Origin of the sequence: Tumebacillus flagellatus (assembly GCF_000714935.1) — a bacterium.
GTDB classification, from domain to species: domain Bacteria; phylum Bacillota; class Bacilli; order Tumebacillales; family Tumebacillaceae; genus Tumebacillus; species Tumebacillus flagellatus.
In genome coordinates, this window is the sequence record NZ_JMIR01000007.1 from 71,595 (window position 1) to 91,176 (window position 19,582).

Annotated in this window: 16 protein-coding genes and 1 riboswitch; of the genes, 8 read left to right on the forward strand and 8 right to left on the reverse strand. The window is 55.6% G+C overall.

What is annotated here, in order from left to right:
- Nucleotides 1–173: 173 nt before the first annotated feature.
- Nucleotides 174–2,285 carry an MMPL family transporter gene (locus EL26_RS06850; protein ID WP_038085996.1) on the reverse strand — a complete coding sequence of 704 codons (2,112 nt, stop codon included), beginning with the start codon at nt 2,283–2,285 and terminating at the stop codon, nt 174–176.
- Nucleotides 2,286–2,829: 544 nt separating this feature from the next.
- On the opposite strand from EL26_RS06850, the gene EL26_RS06855 reads away from it, so the two are divergent.
- Nucleotides 2,830–3,294, forward strand: coding sequence for a hypothetical protein (locus EL26_RS06855; protein WP_038085997.1), 465 nt, complete (start codon nt 2,830–2,832; stop codon nt 3,292–3,294).
- Between the two features lie 489 nt (nt 3,295–3,783).
- Here the strand turns inward: EL26_RS06855 and EL26_RS06860 are convergent, their stop codons facing one another.
- Complete coding sequence (locus EL26_RS06860; protein ID WP_038085999.1) at nt 3,784–4,218, reverse strand: VOC family protein; 435 nt, start codon at nt 4,216–4,218, stop codon at nt 3,784–3,786.
- A gap of 210 nt (nt 4,219–4,428) precedes the next feature.
- Here EL26_RS06860 and EL26_RS06865 point away from each other — a divergent pair, with 210 nt between their 5' ends.
- The 5 genes from EL26_RS06865 (at nt 4,429) to EL26_RS06885 (ending at nt 10,710) form a co-directional block, all read left to right on the forward strand.
- Complete coding sequence (locus EL26_RS06865) at nt 4,429–5,151, forward strand: YebC/PmpR family DNA-binding transcriptional regulator (protein ID WP_038086001.1); 723 nt, start codon at nt 4,429–4,431, stop codon at nt 5,149–5,151.
- Between the two features lie 141 nt (nt 5,152–5,292).
- Nucleotides 5,293–8,538, forward strand: a complete 3,246-nt coding sequence (locus tag EL26_RS06870; RefSeq protein WP_038086002.1) for a hypothetical protein — start codon at nt 5,293–5,295, stop codon at nt 8,536–8,538.
- A 287-nt stretch (nt 8,539–8,825) separates the two neighbouring features.
- Nucleotides 8,826–9,320 (forward strand): FAD-dependent oxidoreductase, encoded by a 495-nt coding sequence (locus EL26_RS06875; RefSeq protein ID WP_038086004.1) that lies wholly within the window; start codon nt 8,826–8,828, stop codon nt 9,318–9,320.
- Complete coding sequence (locus tag EL26_RS06880) at nt 9,304–9,795, forward strand: hypothetical protein (protein ID WP_038086006.1); 492 nt, start codon at nt 9,304–9,306, stop codon at nt 9,793–9,795. The genes EL26_RS06875 and EL26_RS06880 overlap by 17 nt, the downstream gene beginning before the upstream one ends.
- Before the next feature lie 42 nt (nt 9,796–9,837).
- Entirely contained in the window at nt 9,838–10,710 is an 873-nt protein-coding gene (locus EL26_RS06885) for an RNA polymerase sigma-70 factor (protein WP_038086007.1), read from the forward strand.
- A 49-nt stretch (nt 10,711–10,759) separates the two neighbouring features.
- On the opposite strand, the gene EL26_RS26160 is transcribed toward EL26_RS06885, so the two are convergent.
- The 6 genes from EL26_RS26160 to EL26_RS06910 all read right to left on the reverse strand — a co-directional run bounded on the left by EL26_RS26160 (nt 10,760) and on the right by EL26_RS06910 (nt 16,293).
- Nucleotides 10,760–11,104 carry a cytochrome P450 gene (locus EL26_RS26160; RefSeq protein ID WP_238546071.1) on the reverse strand — a complete coding sequence of 115 codons (345 nt, stop codon included), beginning with the start codon at nt 11,102–11,104 and terminating at the stop codon, nt 10,760–10,762.
- The gene (locus EL26_RS06890) at nt 11,001–11,903 is read right to left on the reverse strand and encodes a cytochrome P450 (RefSeq protein ID WP_238546072.1); all 903 of its coding nucleotides are present in this window, start codon (nt 11,901–11,903) and stop codon (nt 11,001–11,003) included. Before EL26_RS06890 ends, EL26_RS26160 begins: the two co-directional genes overlap by 104 nt.
- A gap of 242 nt (nt 11,904–12,145) precedes the next feature.
- Complete coding sequence (locus EL26_RS06895) at nt 12,146–13,021, reverse strand: DNA/RNA non-specific endonuclease (protein WP_202962847.1); 876 nt, start codon at nt 13,019–13,021, stop codon at nt 12,146–12,148.
- Between the two features lie 199 nt (nt 13,022–13,220).
- Nucleotides 13,221–14,222 (reverse strand): FUSC family protein, encoded by a 1,002-nt coding sequence (locus EL26_RS06900; RefSeq protein ID WP_161780677.1) that lies wholly within the window; start codon nt 14,220–14,222, stop codon nt 13,221–13,223.
- A gap of 302 nt (nt 14,223–14,524) precedes the next feature.
- Nucleotides 14,525–14,962 carry a nuclear transport factor 2 family protein gene (locus EL26_RS06905; RefSeq protein ID WP_038086010.1) on the reverse strand — a complete coding sequence of 146 codons (438 nt, stop codon included), beginning with the start codon at nt 14,960–14,962 and terminating at the stop codon, nt 14,525–14,527.
- Between the two features lie 92 nt (nt 14,963–15,054).
- Nucleotides 15,055–16,293, reverse strand: a complete 1,239-nt coding sequence (locus EL26_RS06910; protein WP_038086014.1) for an amidase — start codon at nt 16,291–16,293, stop codon at nt 15,055–15,057.
- Between the two features lie 123 nt (nt 16,294–16,416).
- Between EL26_RS06910 and EL26_RS06915 the strand changes: the two genes are divergently transcribed.
- Both EL26_RS06915 and EL26_RS06920 read left to right on the forward strand, forming a co-directional pair.
- Entirely contained in the window at nt 16,417–18,183 is a 1,767-nt protein-coding gene (locus tag EL26_RS06915) for an ABC transporter substrate-binding protein (RefSeq protein WP_038086017.1), read from the forward strand.
- A 55-nt stretch (nt 18,184–18,238) separates the two neighbouring features.
- A riboswitch (FMN riboswitch) is annotated at nt 18,239–18,407 on the forward strand.
- Nucleotides 18,408–18,554: 147 nt separating this feature from the next.
- On the forward strand, nt 18,555–19,523 hold the full coding sequence (locus EL26_RS06920) for a DMT family transporter (RefSeq protein WP_238546073.1): 969 nt from the start codon (nt 18,555–18,557) through the stop codon (nt 19,521–19,523).
- Nucleotides 19,524–19,582: the final 59 nt, after the last annotated feature.

The following is a 19,582-nucleotide window of genomic DNA, read 5'->3' on the forward strand; positions in this document are numbered from 1 at the left end:
GGCAGTGAAAATAGAGTAACAGCCCTAAAGGCCATCCTGTTGCAGGGTGGTCAGTAGGGCTGTTGGTCAGATCCCATACTTACGCGATAAAATCACAGGACCTGAGCTCGTGAAACCCGAACTCAGGTCCTGCTTCCGATGTGCCAGGGAGGTGCACGGTCAGGCAGGGAGCTTTATTTCGTTTCCATCTCAGCCGTCTTCCCCTTCTCAAACAACACCAGCAACGCCGGCAACAACACCCCGCGAATCAAGAAAGTATCCAGCAAGATCCCGATCGCCACAATAAATCCGAACACAAACAGCAACTGAATCGGCATCGTCATCAGCACCGCGAACGTCGCAGCCAGCAGGAACCCTGCCGAGGAAATCACCCCGCCGGTCGAGGCCACCGCAATCTCCACCGCCTGCTTGACCGGGTGCTTCTTCCTCTCTTCCAGATACCTGGAGATAAGAATGATGTTGTAATCAATCCCAAGCGCCACCAAAAAGACAAACGCATACAGTGGAACCCGGTTGCTGACCGCATCAATTCCAAAAAACAGATGCGTCAAGAACGAGCCGAGCCCCAAGGCTGACAGGAACGACAGCAGGATCGTGCCCATCATGTACAGCGGCAGTTTCACAGAACGGGTAATGACGATCAGAATCCCCAGAATCAAAACCGTCTCCAGTACCACGATCACCCACAGATCGCGGGTGTTCGTATCGCGGTCGTCCACTTGTGCGGCCGTCTCGCCGGCATAGTACAACGATCCGCTCAACTTGTTCTGTTGCAGCAGCTGGGCTGCGTCGTCGCGCATCCGAGCCATCGCGTCCATCGTTTCATTGGAATACGGGCTCTCGGCAAACACCAAGTTGTACCGCACCGCTTTGGCATTCTCCGAAATGCCGCTCACACGCACGTCGCTGACCAGCGGCTGGGCGGCCAGCGCTTTGCGCAGTGTCTCTTGATCTCCTTTGCTGACTTCCGCATTTGCTTCATACAGCACGGTCGTCGGTGCCAACTCGCCTTTGGCAAATTTCGATTCGAGGATTTCATAGCCGACACGCGAGGGCATATCTGCCGGGAACGACTTCATCGTGTCGAATTCGTACTTCAGGTTCAGCGTGTTGCTGGCGGAGAGCACGAGCACCACCAGCAGCGTGAGGGCGGTCAGCAGCGGTTTTTTGGCGATCAGGCGCCCTGTTTTCGCCCACAGCGTGTTCTTGGCGACCGGATCGTCGCCAAGCTTCGGCGCTTTGGGCCAGAAGGATTTGCGGCCGAACGCGGTGAACAGCGCGGGCACCAGCGTGACGGAAGCCAACATGATCACGAACATCGCCGTGCCAAAGATCGGAGCGAAGTTTCGGTAATCCCCGAACTTTGCAAAGAACAGGATGAGCATCGCCACCATGACCGTCGCCCCGGAGGAGAACACGGGGAGACCCGTTTCACTCATGGCGCGCTTCATCGCTTCAAACTTGCTTTCGTTCGTCTTCAATTCTTCGCGGAACCGTCCCAGGACGAACAGCGAATAGTCGGTGAGCGCGGCAAACAACAGGATCGACATGATCGAGAGCGATTGGCTGCCCAGTTGCAATCCGGCTTTGCCGAGCAGTCCCAGAAGCTGATTCACCACCTCGTACACGATTCCGGCAGCGAGCAGCGGAATCAAGGCCAGCAACGGGGAACGGTAGATCACAATCAGCAAGACCAGAATCAGACATACGGTCGACAGAAGCAACTTGATGTCCGCGCGAGAGAACAGATCGAGCGTGTCGGCGGCAATGCCGGCAGGACCTGTGACATGCGTGGAGATCGAAGTGGTTTTTTCGGTGATCGCATGGATTTGTTCCAGTTTCTCTTTCAACTGTTTCGATTCCATCGCGGAGTCGAAGCTGATCGGTACGACGGCAGTCGTCTTGTCAGCGGAGAAAAAAGAAGCTGTAGCTTGCGGCGGCAACCCTTCAAACGAGATGACGTTTTGCAGGCCGTCGATCTTCGCGTCGCGGATCTGCTTCAGCACGGGTGAAACGTCCGCGCTGGTCAGCTCGCCTTGCTTGGCTTGAAACACCAGCAGAGCCGGAATCTCATCGGTTCCGGGAAAATACTCATCCACTTTCAACTGCGCCACAACAGAGGACGCATCTTTCGGCAGCGTCTCCAGGCTGGATACTTCGTACTGCTTCGGATTCGGAGCCAACATCGCGAGCAGCATGGTGATGACGAGCCACACGGCCAGTGTGATCCACATCCCTTTGCGCGAACTGGAGAAATCCGTTATTTTTTTCAGAGCGTTTTTCATTGCGTCTCCTCCTTTTCGACGTTCCATGAATCATTATATAGGCAATATGTGTTCTTGCACATATGGTTCTGAAAAAAAGCCGACATGCTAAGTATCGTCTGCTTTTGTACACGCTACATGGTCGAACAGGATTTTTTTGATGAAGGTGCGGTTTTTTGAGAATTCATAGCTGAGGTTCTGCTGTTGACAGGACACCAAATGGTGTCCTATAATCGAAATGTCACCAAATGGTGTCCAATCAGTTTGAAAGCATGATGTGGTGGAAACAAATCAGTACGATGATCGGCACGGAAACAACCGCGAAAGCAGGTACACATCCCCGTAGAAAACGGATGGCCTGTTGGACCGTCACACTACTGCCCGCAAGATCGAGGACAGTAATTTGTATCGGGCAACTGATGCGATTTGGGGGAAATGTCGAGTGAGTGACCCGTAGGGGGTTCCCAGTATACGTCACGAACATTCTCGCTTCGCGGGCGCTGCGTCCAAAGAGCCGCAGACTGCTTGCCGCTTAGGGAATAACGAAATAAGAGGAGAGATGCAAATGTCCTATATCGTTGATTTCAAAAACGTGTCGACTGTTGGATTAGAGTCTTCACCGGTCGTAGAAGCGCTGGCTGGTTTACGTGCGAATGAAGCCCGTTACTTTATGAACAAATACAAGCATGAATTTACGGTTGTACCCGCTCGCGAAAGTCAGGAGACTCTGGATTATGTGAACCGAATTTTGAAGGAAGAACGTGATCTTGAGTTTTCGAGCACTCCTTTAGAGACATCGCGTTTTCAAGTGGAAACTATCAAAATGGCCTACGTTTTTTATGAGGATGGTCTTGCGGTCAACGTCATGTATACGGTGGATGACCCTAAGAAGCGGGCCGTTGGTTTTAAGCTTTCTGAGGGGATGGAGGTGCCCAAGGAGTTAGAAGGAAAGTTTAAATTTGCCAGGCAGAAGTCGAAGCTGGCGGGAACCATTCGAGGCTCGTTTTTTGTGATTAAAGGTGAATATTAAAGGAAATGAAGAGACCGCTTTGCGTGGTCTCTTTTTGATACAGCATCCAACTTGGTCACTGCACTCGTGGTATTAACTGCTGTCCTCACAAGTTTCCCATTGGGGCGTGATACTTGGCAGCTGCTACAAGGCAGCGGGCCAAGTAGAAGTCAAACGGGGCAAGAGAAAAAGCAGTTTCGACCGACTTCGGCAGGACTGCTGTTTCTCATTGAACCAGAGCATGAGCGAGAGAAAGGAAAGTCATCATCGTGCGGGGATTACGAGCGTATCTAAAAACGAAGGACGCGATTGATTTCGGGTGTGGAACGGGTCTCGTTGGAATGAACTTACTCGATGACTTCAAATCATAATAGGATCAATCAGTGCTGGATGCTCAAAAAACTCCTGCGGGTCACCCGGCGGGTACCCTGTCCCCTTCCCCTAATAATAGACCTCCTGTTCCTTCGAGAACAGGAGGTCTTATGTGTTGGCGGGGCGACCCTCCGCGTGTTAGGATTGCGGTTGCTCCGCTGCGACATTCACTTGGAACGTCACGCCGAACTTGTCCTTGACGATCCCATAGCAGGGGCTCCAATCCATCTTCGTAAGGGGCATGACCACCTCTCCGCCGTCTTCCAAAGCGGCGAAGATTTCTCTCGCTTCCGCCTCTTCCGTGGGATGGATGGCGATCTGAATCCAATCGCCCTGCTGATGAGGCATACCCGGGTACGTATCGGAGAACATGAGATCCGTCGCTCCGACTTTCAAGTGCGCGTGCATCACGCGATCCTTCATTTCTTCCGGCAACGGTTGATTCGGGTCGGCCGGCATTTCACCAAATGTCATGATTCCCATCACTTGCCCGCCCAGAACTTTCTCGTAAAAATGGATCGCTTCTCTTGAGTTTCCGTCAAAAATAAAGTACGGGTTCAAGGTGAATGACATCAATCAACAACTCCCTTTGGAATATTTCAAAAACAATATTCATTATACACGAATTCAGAAAATGATAAACACTTTTTATGTTATGAAATGAGAAAAACGAATCCCGCCAATTCCTCTACGAAAAACTTGTCCAAATAAGGTATAATGGAACGTGCCGAGTTGTCGGTTTGAAAGATCAAGATTTCTATCATTGGAAAGAGAGTGAAATAAATGGGCCGCAAGTGGAACAATATCAAAGAGGGTAAAGCGAAAAACGACGCCGCGAAGACTCGCGTCTACGCAAAGTTTGGTGTTGAGATTTTTGTAGCAGCCAAAAAAGGTGAGCCGAATCCGGAGTCCAATGCAGCTTTGAAAGCTGTTTTGGAACGCGCCAAGACCTACAACGTACCGAAGTCCATCATCGACCGTGCGTTGGAAAAAGCCAAGGGCGGCTCTGACGAAACTTACGATGAGCTTCGTTATGAAGGCTTCGGGCCGAACGGCGCGATGCTGATCGTCGATGCACTTACCAATAACGTAAACCGTACGTATTCCGACGTCCGGACCGCGTTTAAGAAAAACGGCGGCAACTTGGGCGTGAACGGCTCCGTCGCGTATATGTTTGATTCCGTGGCTGTTTTTGGTCTCGAAGGGAAATCGGAAGAGGAAGTCCTGGAGATCCTGATGGAAGCAGACGTGGAAGTACGTGACATCGTTGCGGAAGACGAGCAAGTCATCGTGTATGCAGAACCAGATCAATTCCACGCTGTGCAACAAGCATTGAAAAACGCCGGCATCACGGAATTCACGGTGGCAGAATTGACGATGCTCCCGCAAAACGAAGTGAAGCTTGAGGGTGACGATGAGGTCACGTTCCGCAAACTGATCGACGCGTTGGAAGACCACGACGATGTTCAACAAGTCTACCACAACGTCGATTTCGGCGATGAGTAAAATCGCTTGAGCAAGCCGCCCTTCGAGGCGGCTGTTTTTGTGTCTGGAAACGGAAAAAGACGAAAGCAGGATGTACATCCATTAAATGAAAATTGTATAATAAGTAATCATAGATAATCACGGACTGTAGAGGTGATCAAAGTGTTCCAACCGCCGACTCAAGCATCGAGCACCCAAGGCCCCCTGGCGGCCCCGCTCCAACCAGGAACTGAACCGCCGGCGCGAAAGCAAGCGAACTCGATGGGCGCAGTTGGTTCGCTTTCCTCAGCTCGAATCCTGCAGCTTCAGAAGACGATCGGCAACCGCGCCGTGGCGCAGATGCTCCAACAACAACGCGCGGCTCAATTGAACAAGAGCAAGGGCAAAAGCGCTGAGCAAGACAAAGAACAAGACAAAGAACAAGATCCGGAATTCAACTTGACGCACGAGATGTTCAAGCACCTCGCCAACAACTTGATGGCACCGGACGTGGCCAAGCCGATCATCGAATCTTTTATCAAATTGGTGCTCGGCATCATCGGAAACCAACTCACCGCCATGGGCGGAAATGTCGTTGCCGCCATCAAGATCGTGCTGGCTGTTTTGGCTTCCTTTCGCGAGGCGGTCAACTTCTGGCAGGATTTGAACCCCAACGTCCGAGCGGTGCTCAAGTACGGCATCGGGGTCGTCCTTTACAAGTTCGACGAATACATGGGCAAATACGTGAAACAGACGGAAGTGCACCAAAGCTTTGAAACGTACGCCGCCGACGACAACGAATCGCCGGAATGGGTGAAGAGCTTCAGCCACTACTTCAACATTGTGGAAAAAAGCGTCGGCTATGCGGACGGCGTCAAACGAGCCACCAACTGGGTCTACGCATACCTGACGTCCGGCACGAAAGAATCGACACCGGAGCCGGGAGACACCGCCAAATCCCTTGCACCGATAGACAAACAACCAAACAACAATCCACCCAAAAACAAACAACCGAAAAGCCGAACGGTCGACCTTAAACTGATCAAACTCGACCTCCAGGATTTGACGATCGCCAAAACCGAGAAGGACGAGGACGACCCCAAGAAAATCGAGAAGCTCGGCGGCTTGGACTCCAAGAGCGCCGTAACCCTGCGCTTGTTCGGCAAGGAGTACCGCGTCGACGAAATCCATGCGCGGCTGGACTGGGGCATGAATTTCGCCATCGACGCCACGTTCAACAACAAAAAAATCGTCGACCGGTCGGACTTCTTGATCTTCCAACTTGAAAACTTGATCTTAAACCAGCTCACCGTCGGCAACAAAGGACTGGAAACGCTGGAGATCGGGATCGGGAAATTCAAAGCGGGTGACCTCTTGAGCCTCGCGGACGCCAAGGGACGCTATCAAAAAGGCGAGGGCTACAACTTCGAAGCCGGCCAAGTGGCCCTCAACTTCCCGAGCCCCTTCGAGACGTCGATCAGCGCCGGGGTGGAACTGCAACTCGGCCCCAACGGCGACTTCGAGAAGCTCGTCATCAGCTCTTTCCAAGCGGGCAACTTCACGTGGAAATCGGCCGAAGTCAATAATGCGCACCTTGAAGTCAAAGACGTGAAATACAACCTTCAAGAAACGTACGGCATCCCGCTGATCCTGCAAGTGAACAAATTGCTGATCAACGAGCAAAAGCAAGTCGAGAAATTCGAAACGGGCGTCGAAGTGGAGAAGTGGGAAGTGTTGAAAGGATTGACCGTCAAAGGAGCGCTGTTGGCGGGGTATGACGGCAGGCTCTACCTCAGAGCGGCGGGTGCCATGATCGCGCTGGACAAAGGGATCGTGCACGGATACGGGGCGATCGAGGAATTGACATACGACGAGGACAAAACGGTGACCGGCAAGATGAGCCAACTGTCCTTCTCGATCGGCATGTTTGCGCTGGACGCCGAGAACGTCGTCATCAACAAGGACGGCAGCGTGTCGATCAAGAAAGCGCGGGGCATCATCGGCAAACAGGAAGACACCTCTTCCAGCGAACTGGACAAAGTGCTCAAACCGGAAGACAAAGAACAACTGCAAGAGCGCATGCAGGGCGAGAAAAACAAACGCAACTCCGGCCCGATGATCGGCGTGGAAGCGGAAGACATCCTCATCCAAGACGGCGAATTCACCTATAAGAAGTGGCAAACCAAAACCAGCTTGGGAGACGTCTACAAACTCAGCCTCTTTGGCGGTTCTGTCAAAGGGATGATTGACAAGAAGGAAGGCAAAGCCAGCCTCTACGGGAAAGTCGACTTCCCGAAGAAGGGGGGGCTCTGGCCGCTTGAGATCGGCGCAACCCTGCCGCTTCCGCCGACGCCGATCTCGTTGTTCGTGAACGCCGAGATCGACGGCGGCATCTCCGCCACGGTCAACGGCGACGTGTCCAAAGTGAAGTCCGCCGCCAATGACCCCGTCTACAACATCAACGCGCGGGCGAGTTTGGACGCCTCGCTGATCTTCTCGCTGGGAGCGGGCGTGAAGCTCGGTCATGAAGTGTTGCTTGCGCTGCGGGCGTATCTGAAAGCGTCGGCGATCCTGAAAGCCTCGACCAGCGCGAGCGTGGAAGGACAAGTGCGGTTGGATGAGAAATCGGGCACTTTGGTGCAGGACGACGCGAAACCGGTGCAATTCCGTTACCAATTCGACGCCGAACTGAAAGCGCAGATCCAAGCGATCGTCGACCTCGTCGCGTTCTTGGTGTACAAGAAAAAGCTGTACTCCAAGACGCTGGTCGAATGGACGCTCGGCACCTACCACATGGAGGGCACGGTCGGCGAGCGCAAAGGCGAGATGGTCAACGCCGTCGAGACTCCGAAAAAAGGCGGCGGCCAAGACGAGACCTTGGGAGGCGCGGTTCCGGGCAAGATCAAACCGCCGGACGACAAGCTTGTGAATGAGTTGATGTACGAAGACGAGTTGGCGAATGTCAAACAGAGCGATGTCAAAGACGATCAACTCCTGTATCGAGTCGCGCACACTCAACTGTCGAAGTGCGACGAGATCACGGACGAGAAGATTTTGGAAGTCAACAAACAGCTCCGCTCCGTCGCCGACCCGACCGTTCCCGACGATATGATCGCGAAACTTGTGGGACAAGCGGAGGCGTTCATCAATGAGCGCCGCAAGAAGTTCAAGTCCCTCCTGATGACGAAGGAAGAATGGGTCCAGTATTCCTACACCAAAGACAAGCGCGTCACGATCCTGCCCGTCGACAAAGAGCTGTACAACTACCATCGCGCACAACGGGTGGACGAGAAAAAGAAAATCCTCCTCAAACTGCGCGCGCTGCTCCACGAATACTGCCAAGGCAGCTTCAAAAGCCGCAAATCGATGGCCAAGCGCCTCTGGCTGGACACCTTCAAAGAAGAGCGACGACTGCACCAAGCCGGGTAGCCTGAAAAAGACCTCACCACGAAAAAAACGTGGCAGAGGTCTTTTTTGTTTGTAGGTTTATGCCGAACGGCGACACTTCAAACTGTGATGCAGAATCGTTATGTTGTTTATACCTTGGAATGCAGTGGTCGGGGTGGGGAGCACGTTTGTGGTGTGTTTGCCGATGCGTGGCGGAGATCTCCTAGAGAACAAAAAATAGGCTCTCGAAAAAACGTAAGCGCACCCTGTCACAAAACTCCTCGCCTCCTCGTCTTGGGTATAACCACAGACGCAAGGGGGCGTTTTTTATGGAACGATGGGATGTTACGGTGATTGGCGGCGGGCTGGCCGGATTGACGGCGGCTGTTTTTTGCGCGAAGCAGGGGCTGCGGACTTTGGTGCTGGAACAAAGCTCGCGATGGGGCGGCCGCGGAGTGACCGATGAGCGGGAGGGTTGCTTGTTCAATCTCGGCCCGCACGCTCTGTACAGCAAGGGGCAGGGGCTCCAGACGTTGCGGGAGCTTGGACTCGATCCCGACGCGGGCGATGTGGTCCTCGGCGGCCGGCTCGTCACGACCGGCGGAGTGTATTCGCTTCCGGTGTCCGCGCTGGAATTGTTGAAGACGACCGCCTTCTCCGTGCGGGAAAAAATTGAATTGGCGCGGGTGCTGACGAAAATCTCGAAGGCTGTGCCGCGAGTCTGTAGGGACTTGACCTTGGCAGAGTGGGTCGACAAAAACGCCCGCCATGAGAACGTGCGCAAGTTCCTGCACTCCCTGTTCCGTCTTGGGAGCATCGCTTGACGTCTCGTTGCGCCGCATGCCGGACCCGAGCACGAACTTTGCTCTCCACCTCGACCGACCGCTTTATTACTCCAACCATTCCGCTGTCGCCCGATTGACTCGCGATGACCGCCATGTCGTGTTGCATCTCCATAAATATCTGAGCCCGGACGAAGCGCCGAACGCAGCACGCGATCGTGCGGAACTGGAAGGGTTCCTCGACTTGCTGCAACCTTGGTGGAGAGAGGAAGAGATCGCGTCCCGCTTTCTCCCGCGGATTGCCGTCACCTACGGACTTCCTACGGTGGAACGCGTCTGCTCGGACGTTGCGGAAACCGTGGTTGCGGACATCCCGGGTCTCTATCTCGCGGGAGACTGGACCGTTTGTGACGCGATGCTCTCAGACGCCGCCATCGTCAGCGGCAAAGGGGCGGCGCAACGTATCCTAGACCGCGATCTGTCCTTCACCTATACTGGAAATAGAAGGAACGCCTAGCGAGTCCTCGCATCACGCAATCGTTCGAAGGAGGGGACCCTCATCGACACGCAAGACCTCTACAACGAATACAGGCCGTTGCTGTTCACGCTCGCCTATCGATTGCTCGGCACCGTCATGGATGCGGAAGACATGGTGCAAGAGACGTTTGTTGCGTATGCCGGAATCGAGGAGACGCAAGAAATTCACAACCAACGCGCGTACCTTTGCAAGATGCTCACCAACAGGTGTCTTGATTTCTTGCGGTCGGCGAAACATCGTCGGGAAGTCTACGTCGGTCCGTGGTTGCCGGAGCCTATCGTCTGGCGGGACGACAGGGAAGATCACGATCCGTTGCGCGAATTGCTCAGCCGCGACGACCTGACGATGGCGTACCTGTTGATGATGGAAACACTCACTCCGACAGAGCGTGCGGTGCTCGTCTTGCGGGAGGCGTATCAGTATGAGTATGCGGAGATCGCGAGCCTCGTGGAGAAATCGGAAACCAATTGCCGCAAAATTCATTCCCGCGTGAAACAGAAACTCCATCCGGACGCCGCAGACCGTCGCGTTGACTACGCGAAGGATCAAGCGGTGCTCACTCGCTTCCTGACCGCTTTCACCACCGGCGACACGGCGGCGCTGATGCAGGTGCTCACGGAGGACGTGACATTGCTCTCCGATGGCGGCGGCAAAGCGGTGGCGGCGATCCATCCGATTGTTTCGTCGACCCGCGTGCTTGCGTTCTTGCAAGGAATCTTCAGCAAAACTCCGTCGAACGGCACCTACGAATGGGTCACGATCAACAGCCAACCGGGGCTTCTGCTCAAAATTGGAGCGGAAGTGGTCGGCACGCTTTCGTTTGAACGCGAAGGGGAGCGGATTTCTAAGCTGTTCATGGTGCGAAACCCTGATAAATTGGCACGAATCACATGAGAGAAGCACATAAGAAAACCCAGCCTCCGAGAGACTGGGTTTTTTTCATCTAAAAAGCGACAGGCAGCGCCGCCAACTCCCGCGACACCAGCGAATAGTGCCACGTGACGTCCTCACGCGGGATGTTGAGCCGCAGGTTGGGCATCCGTGTAAGCAGAGTGGTAAACGCAACGTCCGCTTCGATGCGTGCGAGCGGCGCGCCCAAACACATGTGGATGCCGTAACCAAAAGCGAGATGGCGATTGATCTTCCGCGTGATATCCAGTTCCTCCGGGTTGGCAAACTGAAGCTCATCTCGATTCGCGGATTTCGAAACGGGGAGGATCATATCCCCTTTCTTGATCTGCTGCCCGCCGAGTTCCGTGTCTTGCAGGGCAAAGCGCGGCCCCGCCACCGTGGAGGTTCGAGGTCGTCTCATGCCCGGCGAAAATCAACAGCGAGATCATCGAGAGCAGTTCGGCTTCGTCGAGGCGGTCTCCCTCTTCTTCGATGGCGATCAACTGGCTGATCAAGTCATCGGCAGGATTCCGGCGTTTCTCCGCCACGAGCTGTGCGTTGTATTCGCCAAACGCTCGAATGTTCGCCACCGCTTCGGGGTCTCGTTTGCCCAAGCCGAGACCGTGAGCGATCGCACTCGACCAACCTTGAAGCCGCTCCCGGTCTTCACGAGGCACGCCGAGCATTTCGCAAATGACGTTGATCGGCAAAGGGAAGGCGTAGTCCTTGACGAGATCCATCTCGCCTTGCGCTTGCACCCGATCGAGCAGTACGTCAGCCAACTCCTGCACGCGCGGGCGCAGGCTTTCCATGTAGCCGGGCGTGAACGCTTTGGAGACCAACCCGCGCAATCGTCGATGATCGGGCTCGTCAACGGAGAGCATCGTTTTGGAAGTAAAAAAAGTAGGAGGCGCGGACGGGTCTTCGTTGCCGGTGAGCGAATAGCGGGTTTCGGTGCTGCCTTCAATGGTGCTCGGGTCGACCGTGAAGCGGCTGTGATCCCGCAACACTTCCACCGCTTCTTCCATCCGCGTGACCATCCAAGTTCGGCGCTTCGTGCCGCCCATCGGAAATTGGATCGGAATCACGGCACCCTTGGCGCGCATCTGTGCGAATATTTGAAAAGGGTCTTCGTCGCTTTGACCGCTAAACAGACGGAACGCGGCGTTTTCTACGTTTTGTTCAGAAGAATACATGAGAACCTTCCTTTCGCAGTGGCTTTCTGGACATTGTGTCTATTTTTATTATAGGATGCGGCTGTAAACGGACAACCGACAGAAATTCACAATTTGTTGAATAATAAACAAAATTGCGCAATCTGACGTCTATCCCGAAAATAAGCCACAAGAGGCACGCAAAATGTCGGAGGAAAGAGCCCAAGACCTAGACAAGAAAAATACCCTTCACAAATGTGAAGGGTATCTTCAGGTCATCAGCCTCAGCTCGTCGGGCCGGTGTCCACTTTGGATTCGATTGCACTTTGAATGGTGGTCGGCACCGCAGACAGGAAATCGTAACCGGTCTTGGCCTCGATGCTGTCAACCGTGGTGCGGTAGTAGCCCCACGGTTGGCTGTTTACAGTCTGGTTGTTCGGCATCATCACCGCGATGACGCGGGTGACGGTGGAGATTCGGCTGAGATCGTTCGTGCCGTTCGGCAGGACGACCATGATCTTCCAAGTGTAAGCCGGGACGACAACGCCGTTCCCTACCGTGGTTGCATACCCGTTGGAACCGGTGCCGCCTTGGCCGTAGCCGCCGGCGATGATGTACAATTCGTTGCCGGCATTCACGAGAGTGCGGCCATAGTTTTCCAAGTTCGCCCACGTGATCTCGTTGTTATTCGGAGATTGCGGGATCATGTTGGTCATCAAGAACGTTGCGGAGTTGTTCGCAACAGAAGAGGTGCGGTCTGCAGACGGACACATGTGCCCTCTGTCAAAGCCGGACCCGGAATATTCACTGGCACCCACTTGATACCAGCCGGACGGCAAAGTCGTATCCGCGCGGAAGTCATCTTGACGTGCCGTGCTGCCAAGGTCGGAAGCACCTACATGCCAGCTGACCCAGTTCGCTTCGTGCTTGGAGTTGTTGTAGGAAAGAGCGTACTGTGTCTTCGTCATCAGATAGTTGTTGGAGTTGGAGGTGCTGGTGGTTGCACCGCTCGGGTTGCCCAACAACATGTTGTCGTTGTCGGCTGCAAATGCAGATGTGCTTGCAAAAGCAGCAAACAAACCTGCAGCCATGGTAACGCCGGTAAGGAATGCAACTTTCTTTTTCATGTTTGCTTTTTTGCCATCAAAAAGTTTGTTCATGTTCATGACCTCCCAATTTATCCTGCAAACCTATTGTAACTATAAATACTTCGGATTGAAAGATAGATTCGTCATAAAATGGTCAATATTTTATTTATTTTCTGTGGTTTTTTCGCTTTCTGTGAGAAAAGGCATTCAGCAGGATTCGAAGAAGTCGCATGAAAAAAACCACAGGTGCGCGCCTGTGGTTTTTTTGCAGTCATGATTTATGCAATTTTCGCAGAAACTGCGCGGCGTCCTGTTGCAACACCATCGAATACTTGTAGGGCTCCGCTTCGGGCGCAAGAGCGGGCAAGGAGGCGTCTATCCTCGGTACTCCCTCCGCTCCCGCTTTTCCTGCTTCTCCCGGTGAAAACACCTCGGCAAACCGATGGAACTGCTCCGCCCACAGGCGTTGATCTTGACGTGTCATCAACCCGGATGACGCCCAATCGAGGAGGGTGTGCGTCATCGTGCTGTAGTGAACAACGCCTTGTTGAAGCAGTTCCAGATCTTGCTTGCTCTGTTGCACGTCCGCTTGGGATTTCTTCGAGAGCGGGTTGTATTTCAGGCTCTTGGCGGCGGTGTCATGCTGCTTTTCCGTGCGGTGCAACGTATCAAGCAGCTTCTGACTTTCCGATTTGATCTGTTCGGCGGCAGGAGCAGGAAGCCCTTTTTCCAACCAAGAGGCGGCTTGGTAGAACGCATCGCTCAACCGACTCTTCATCTCGACCAGCGCGGTCGTCGCCTGTTCCGTCAAATTCGGCGGCAGGACCAGCAAGTTCAACAACACGGCAACGGCAGCTCCGATCACCGATTCCCAGATGCGGTCAAACGCATATTGAGGGGATTTATTTTCGAAGGTAAGGACCAACACCGTGGTTAACGCCACTTGATGAATCACTTGATTGCCAAGTTTCAGCGCTTTGGCCACGCCGGTGCCGATGAGAATCATGAGACCGATGCTCCACCCGTGCATCCCAAACAACTGCGCCACATAGGCGGTGAGGAGAACACCGATCACCGATCCCAGAATTCGTTGCAGGGCGTGCCGAAGTGTTTTTACGACGGTTATTTGCAAGCAGAGGATGACGGCAAGCGGTGCCAGATAGGGATGTTTGGAACCGACCAGCGAACCGATTTCCCAAGAGAGCGCACATCCCAGCGCGTTTTTACACACGATGCTGTTTTGTGACAGGAACGTTTTTAACTTGTTTTTCAAGGGCGTGCACCCCTTCCACTCCATTTCTCCCCGCTTAGAATACCCTTCCTGCACGGGAAAAAACGGAAACAACCGCAAGGCGTGCGTGCCTTGCGCCATCGCCTGCGCATCTGGGCGTGATCAAGTGGTGGTTGAGCACCGACATGGAGTACAGCCTCTCTTACATGGCCGCGCATCTCACCCGCCTGACGACATCGACGAAGGTAGATCTGGCGCGGGAGTGAGGAAGCGGAAAAATCAAAAAAGACCTCTGGCGGCACAGGGCGCAAGCGGTCTTTTGAAGTTCAGTTTTGGTGGAGGGATTAGTTTCGTTGGAAGACGCCCTTGCCGGTTTGTCCGTTGACCGGAAGCGAAGAATGCTGGTGAGCGATCTTCCAAGAGTCGTCTTCCTTGCGCAGACCGAACGTGAAGCGGTTGGTGATCTGGCGCAGTTTCTCTCCGGCGTCGTTGTACGCGGCGAAGGTGATGTTGCAACGGACGAAGCCGACGGTTTCGCTCTCTTCGACGACGACATCGTTGAATTCCGTTTTGAGCAAAACGCCCTCTTCCTTGGTGCCGTTGAACCAAGCCTTCACGATGTCCGTCCATTTGGAGATGCCGACACATTCCCAGTCGTCCCAGCAATCGTAGAGATGGATGTCGGAAGCGTACGCCGCGGTGTACTTCTCCACATCGTTCTCCGCAACGGAAGATTTGTAGTTTTCGAGGACATCTTGCACAGTGTTGAAACGAATGGTCATGCCAACATCTCCTTTATTCCAAGTACCGTTAGAGTAGCGTTTCGAAAAAATTCTGTCAATGCGATTTTAACAATATCAACGGGTGATTTGGTTCAGGCGAGCACTTCGGCGATTTCTTTTGCGTACGCGAGCAGGGTTTCGTCTGCGCCAAACCGAGCGATGCATTGGAAGCCCAGCGGGAGTCCGTTCATCATCGCGCCCGGCAGCGAGATCGTCGGCATGCCGGCGGCGCACCAAGGGATGGTCTGTCCGCCGTAGCCGGTCGGACGGTCGCCTTCGGGAGCGGTGATCGGCTGGGAGGGGGAGACGAAGAGGTCGATCTGCTCGGCGTTCATGAAATCTGTGAGGGTTGCTCGCAGACGAGCCATCAGCGCTTTGGCCTCCACGCGCTGTTCCGCTGTGAATTTCGGGGCTGCTTCTTGGATCGCCTGCAGGGTGCCGGGGCGGTAGAGGTGTGCATACTCCGCCACCCAATCCCGATGCACGTCCGCCATCTCTGCTTGCAACAACCCGATGATCAACGGATACAGCCCTTCCAAATCATCCACCCACGGCATCTCCACCTCGCGCGCTTCATACCCGGCGGCGCGCAATTGCTCGATTTGCGTGTAGAACGTCTCCCTCGTTTCGTCCCACATCCATTCCATGTACTTGCCGGTGGGGATGGCGCAGGTTGGTTTTTTTACAGGTGCGGCGACGGGTTGCCAATCTGCCGTCAGCACGGACGCAGCGAGCTCCATCGTCTGCACATCCCGCGTCAAAAAACCGACGGTATCGAGCGTCGGCGACATCAACACGCAGCCGTCGAACGGCAATCTTCCAAAGCTCGGCTTCAACCCGACCACGCCGCAAAACGAAGCGGGCGCCGTGATCGAGCGCGTCGTCTGCGTTCCCAGCCCCAATTCAAAAATTCCTGTCGCCACGCCCGCCGCCGATCCTCCGGACGAGCCGCCCGGCGTGTGCGCCAAGTTGTGCGGGTTGCGCGTGGCGGGCGGTTCGGCGTAGGCGAATTCGTCGCAGGCCGTCTTGCCCACGATCAACGCCCCGGCTTCGCGCAACGCCGTCACCACCGACGCTTCCGGCCCTGCAAAAAGTTCCGCAGGCAACGCCGAACCCGCTTGCGTCGGAAACCCGTCGACGCGAAAAAGATCCTTGACCCCCACCGTCAGCCCGTACAACGCCGGGCGCTCGGCCGGATTCGGCCACCGCTGTTCCAACGCTTCAGCGTCGCGCAACAACCGCTCGCGGCGGTTTTCTTCCGGCAGCAGGGCTTTGACGTCCGCTTCCGTCTCCTCGATTCGGCGAAAGATTCCTTCTAGCTTGGTTTTCATCTCGCAGTGCCTCCGTTTCAGGGGAATTGTCTTTATGATAGATTGGAAAAAGGTACAGAAAAAGCAAAACTTTCACAGCGGCAATTTGCCCTTTTTCATAAGCAGGCGGGATGAGGTGGAGAGATGAAAGCGGCAGAACACTATCTGAACTTGCGAAAAGCGTGGCCGTGGTTGCGCGAAGGAGAAGCGGCGAGTCTCACGCTGGACGAGATCGCCGGGGTGCTTGACTGCACGCGGCAGAACGCGAGGCTGGTGCTTCGGCAGATGAGCGACGCCGGGTGGGTTACTTGGATGGCGGGACGCGGGCGCGGGAACGTGTCGAGTTTGACGTTTTGGCAGACGTCGGAGCAGTTGTTGCTTAACCTCGCGCTGTCGGCGGCGGGGCGAGGCGATGCGGCAGAGGCGTTTGAGCGGGCGGCGGAACTCGGCCCGGCGAGACAGCGGGAAGTGGTGGCGGCGTTGTCGCGGCAGCTCGGGTTTCGGCAGGAGCGGTTGAGCGAAGCGGAGCGTCCGCGCGATGTGTTGCGGACGTTTCTGTACGCGGGGTACGGGGCGCTCGATCCGGTGCGCGTGTATTACGCGAAGGAAACCAACATGGTCACGCAGATTTTTGACACGTTGGTGCGAAGGGAGGGAGACGGGCGGATCGTGCCGCATCTCGTGCACGGCTGGGAGTCGCGGGAGGAAGGGCGCGTTTGGACGCTGTACCTGCGCAAGGGCGTGACGTTTCATCACGGGCGGGAGATGACGGCGGACGATGTGGTGTTTTCGCTGGAGCGGTTGCGGGGAGCGGAATCGCTGTACGGGCGTGTGTTCGGTGAGTTGTTCGTTGTGCGCGCTCGCGGACGATATGTGGTGGAGGCAGAGTTGCGGACGGCGGATGCGTTGTTTTTGCCGATGCTGGCGGCGCCGGCGGCTTCGATTGTGCCGAGGGAGTTCGCGGAAGTTCCGGTGGGCACGGGGCCTTTTTTCATGAAAAAAAGCGACGAGCGGCAGTTTGTGCTGGAGGCGCATGAGGGATACTTTCTCGGGCGGCCGTTTCTCGACGCGTACGAAACGTGGATCGTCCCGCCGGAACAGGTGAAATTCGTGGACTGGTCGCAGCTTGACGTGAGCATTTACCGCACGGAGGAAGAGACCGCAGAACTCCAAGGCTGGCGGGAGAAGCCGTTGGAGAAAGCGATGGTGCAGTATCTCACGCTTCGGATAAAAAATGAACCGCTCCGCCGCGCGGTTTGTGCCGCGCTCGATGTAGAGGAAATGGTCGCGGAGCTCGGCGGGTCGAGGGAGAAGGCGCGGTACGGGCTGTGGAGGTGCTCAAATCCTAGCGAAGGAGTCGAGCAAGGCGAGGAAAACCAAGGCATGACAACCGTGAGCGTTCCCTCCAAGGTCGAGCCAGTCCAAGGCGAACCGCCCAATCGCCCCCTGCGCCTGCTCACTTTCCGCCGCGCCGAAAACCGAGCGGATGCCCGCTGGATTCAAGCGCGGTGCGAGCGTGCCGGCATTCCGGTGGAACTGGAATTCGTCGGCGGGCGCGAGTTTTTGGAACCGGGCCGACTCGACGGCGCGGACATGATTCTCAAAGCCGACATGATCGACGAGCACGTCGAATACTGCTTCTACCGCGCCCTGCTCGGAGACCGCAGCGTCCTCCCGCAACCCCCGCTCCCGTGGATCGCCGACGCTCTCGACGAAGCCCGCCGACAGCCCGACCCGCAGACGAGAGCCGCCCTCCTCACCGCTCTCGACCAACGCCTCCAGACGGAAGCCCACCTGAAAATCCTCTACCATGAACGCTACACCGCTGCCTACCAACCGCACGTCCAAGGCATCACCGCCGCCGGAACGGGCTTGATCGACTTGCGAAGCCTGTGGTTTCGTGAAAGGTAATGGCGCTTGCATTGACACGCTTTCTCAATCGCGGTACGATGATTTTGAATTGAATAAATACCTTCGGGGCAGGGTGAAATTCCCGACCGGCGGTGATGACCCCCCGATGGGGTCTCAGCCCGCGACTCCCTTTGCACAAGTTTGTTTTTTCGTTGTGCGTGCAGAGGGACTGACTTGGTGCAACTCCAAGGCCGACGGTACAGTCCGGATGGAAGAAGGGTAAATGAGTCTCTTGTCACGCGCGCAAAAGCGCCGTGTCGATTGGCTTCTTTTGCTATCCATGAAAGCCCCTCTGCGCCCTTGCGGCGAGAGGGGCTTTTTGTGGCAGAGGGTGTTTGTCAGTTCGAAAATTTCCCAAGGGGGTTTTTGAATTGAGCAAGGCAACAACCAATGCAAGTCCGTCTCGCATGAGCGGGACGGGAGTTCTCACCGGCTGGAACGGCGTGTGGCTGATCGCGCTGGGGGCGGCGCTGTGGGGCACGGACTCCGTGCTTCGCCAACCGCTTCTCGACTTCTTGACCGCCACGCAGATCGTGCTCTTGGAGCATCTGCTGCTCGCGGTCTACGCGATCCCGGTGATGTGGATCAACCGTCGACAACTGCGCGGCCTCTCGCTCAAAGAGTGGGGCGCGATTCTGTTTATCTCATGGGGCGGCTCGGCGCTGGCGACCGTGCTGTTCACGGCGGCGTTCGGGCTAGGCAACGCCAGCGTCGTGCTCTTGCTGCAGAAATTGCAACCGGTGTTCGTCTTCCTGCTCGCCCGCGTCGTGCTGGGCGAACGTCTGACCCGCGGCTTCGGCGTGTATCTGCTGATCGCGCTGGCGGGGACGTACTTGCTGACGTTTGGCTTTGCGGTTCCCAACGGCAACCAAGGCGCCAACGAAACGCTCGCTTCCCTGTTCGCCATCGGGGCCGCCGTGCTCTGGGGCGGATCGACCGTCATGGGCCGCCTCTTGCTGAACAAGATGAGCTTTGAATCGGTCACCGCCGCCCGCTTCCTGTTTGCGCTTCCGCTGATGGCGCTGCTGGTGGGGATCAACGGCACCGAGGGCGTCAACCACATCAACATGTGGAGCAATTTCGGCACGCTGTGGGTGTTCGGCTTGATCCTCCTGCAAGCGCTGCTTCCGGGCCTGTTCTCGCTGTTGATGTACTACCGCGGGCTCTCCAAAACTCCGGCGTCCTACGCGACGCTGGCGGAACTCGCGTTTCCCGCCGCGGGCCTCACGCTGAACTGGGTCTTCCTCAAGCAAGGCTTCACGCTCGGGCAGTTTATCGGCTTCGCGGTGATCTGGGTCGTCGTGTTCCAGATCGCCCGCCTGCAAGATCGTCGTGTCTAATAAGGAACCGCCGTCGGGCGGTTTCTTTTTTTATGCTTGAAAAAAAGCCCTCGCGCGTC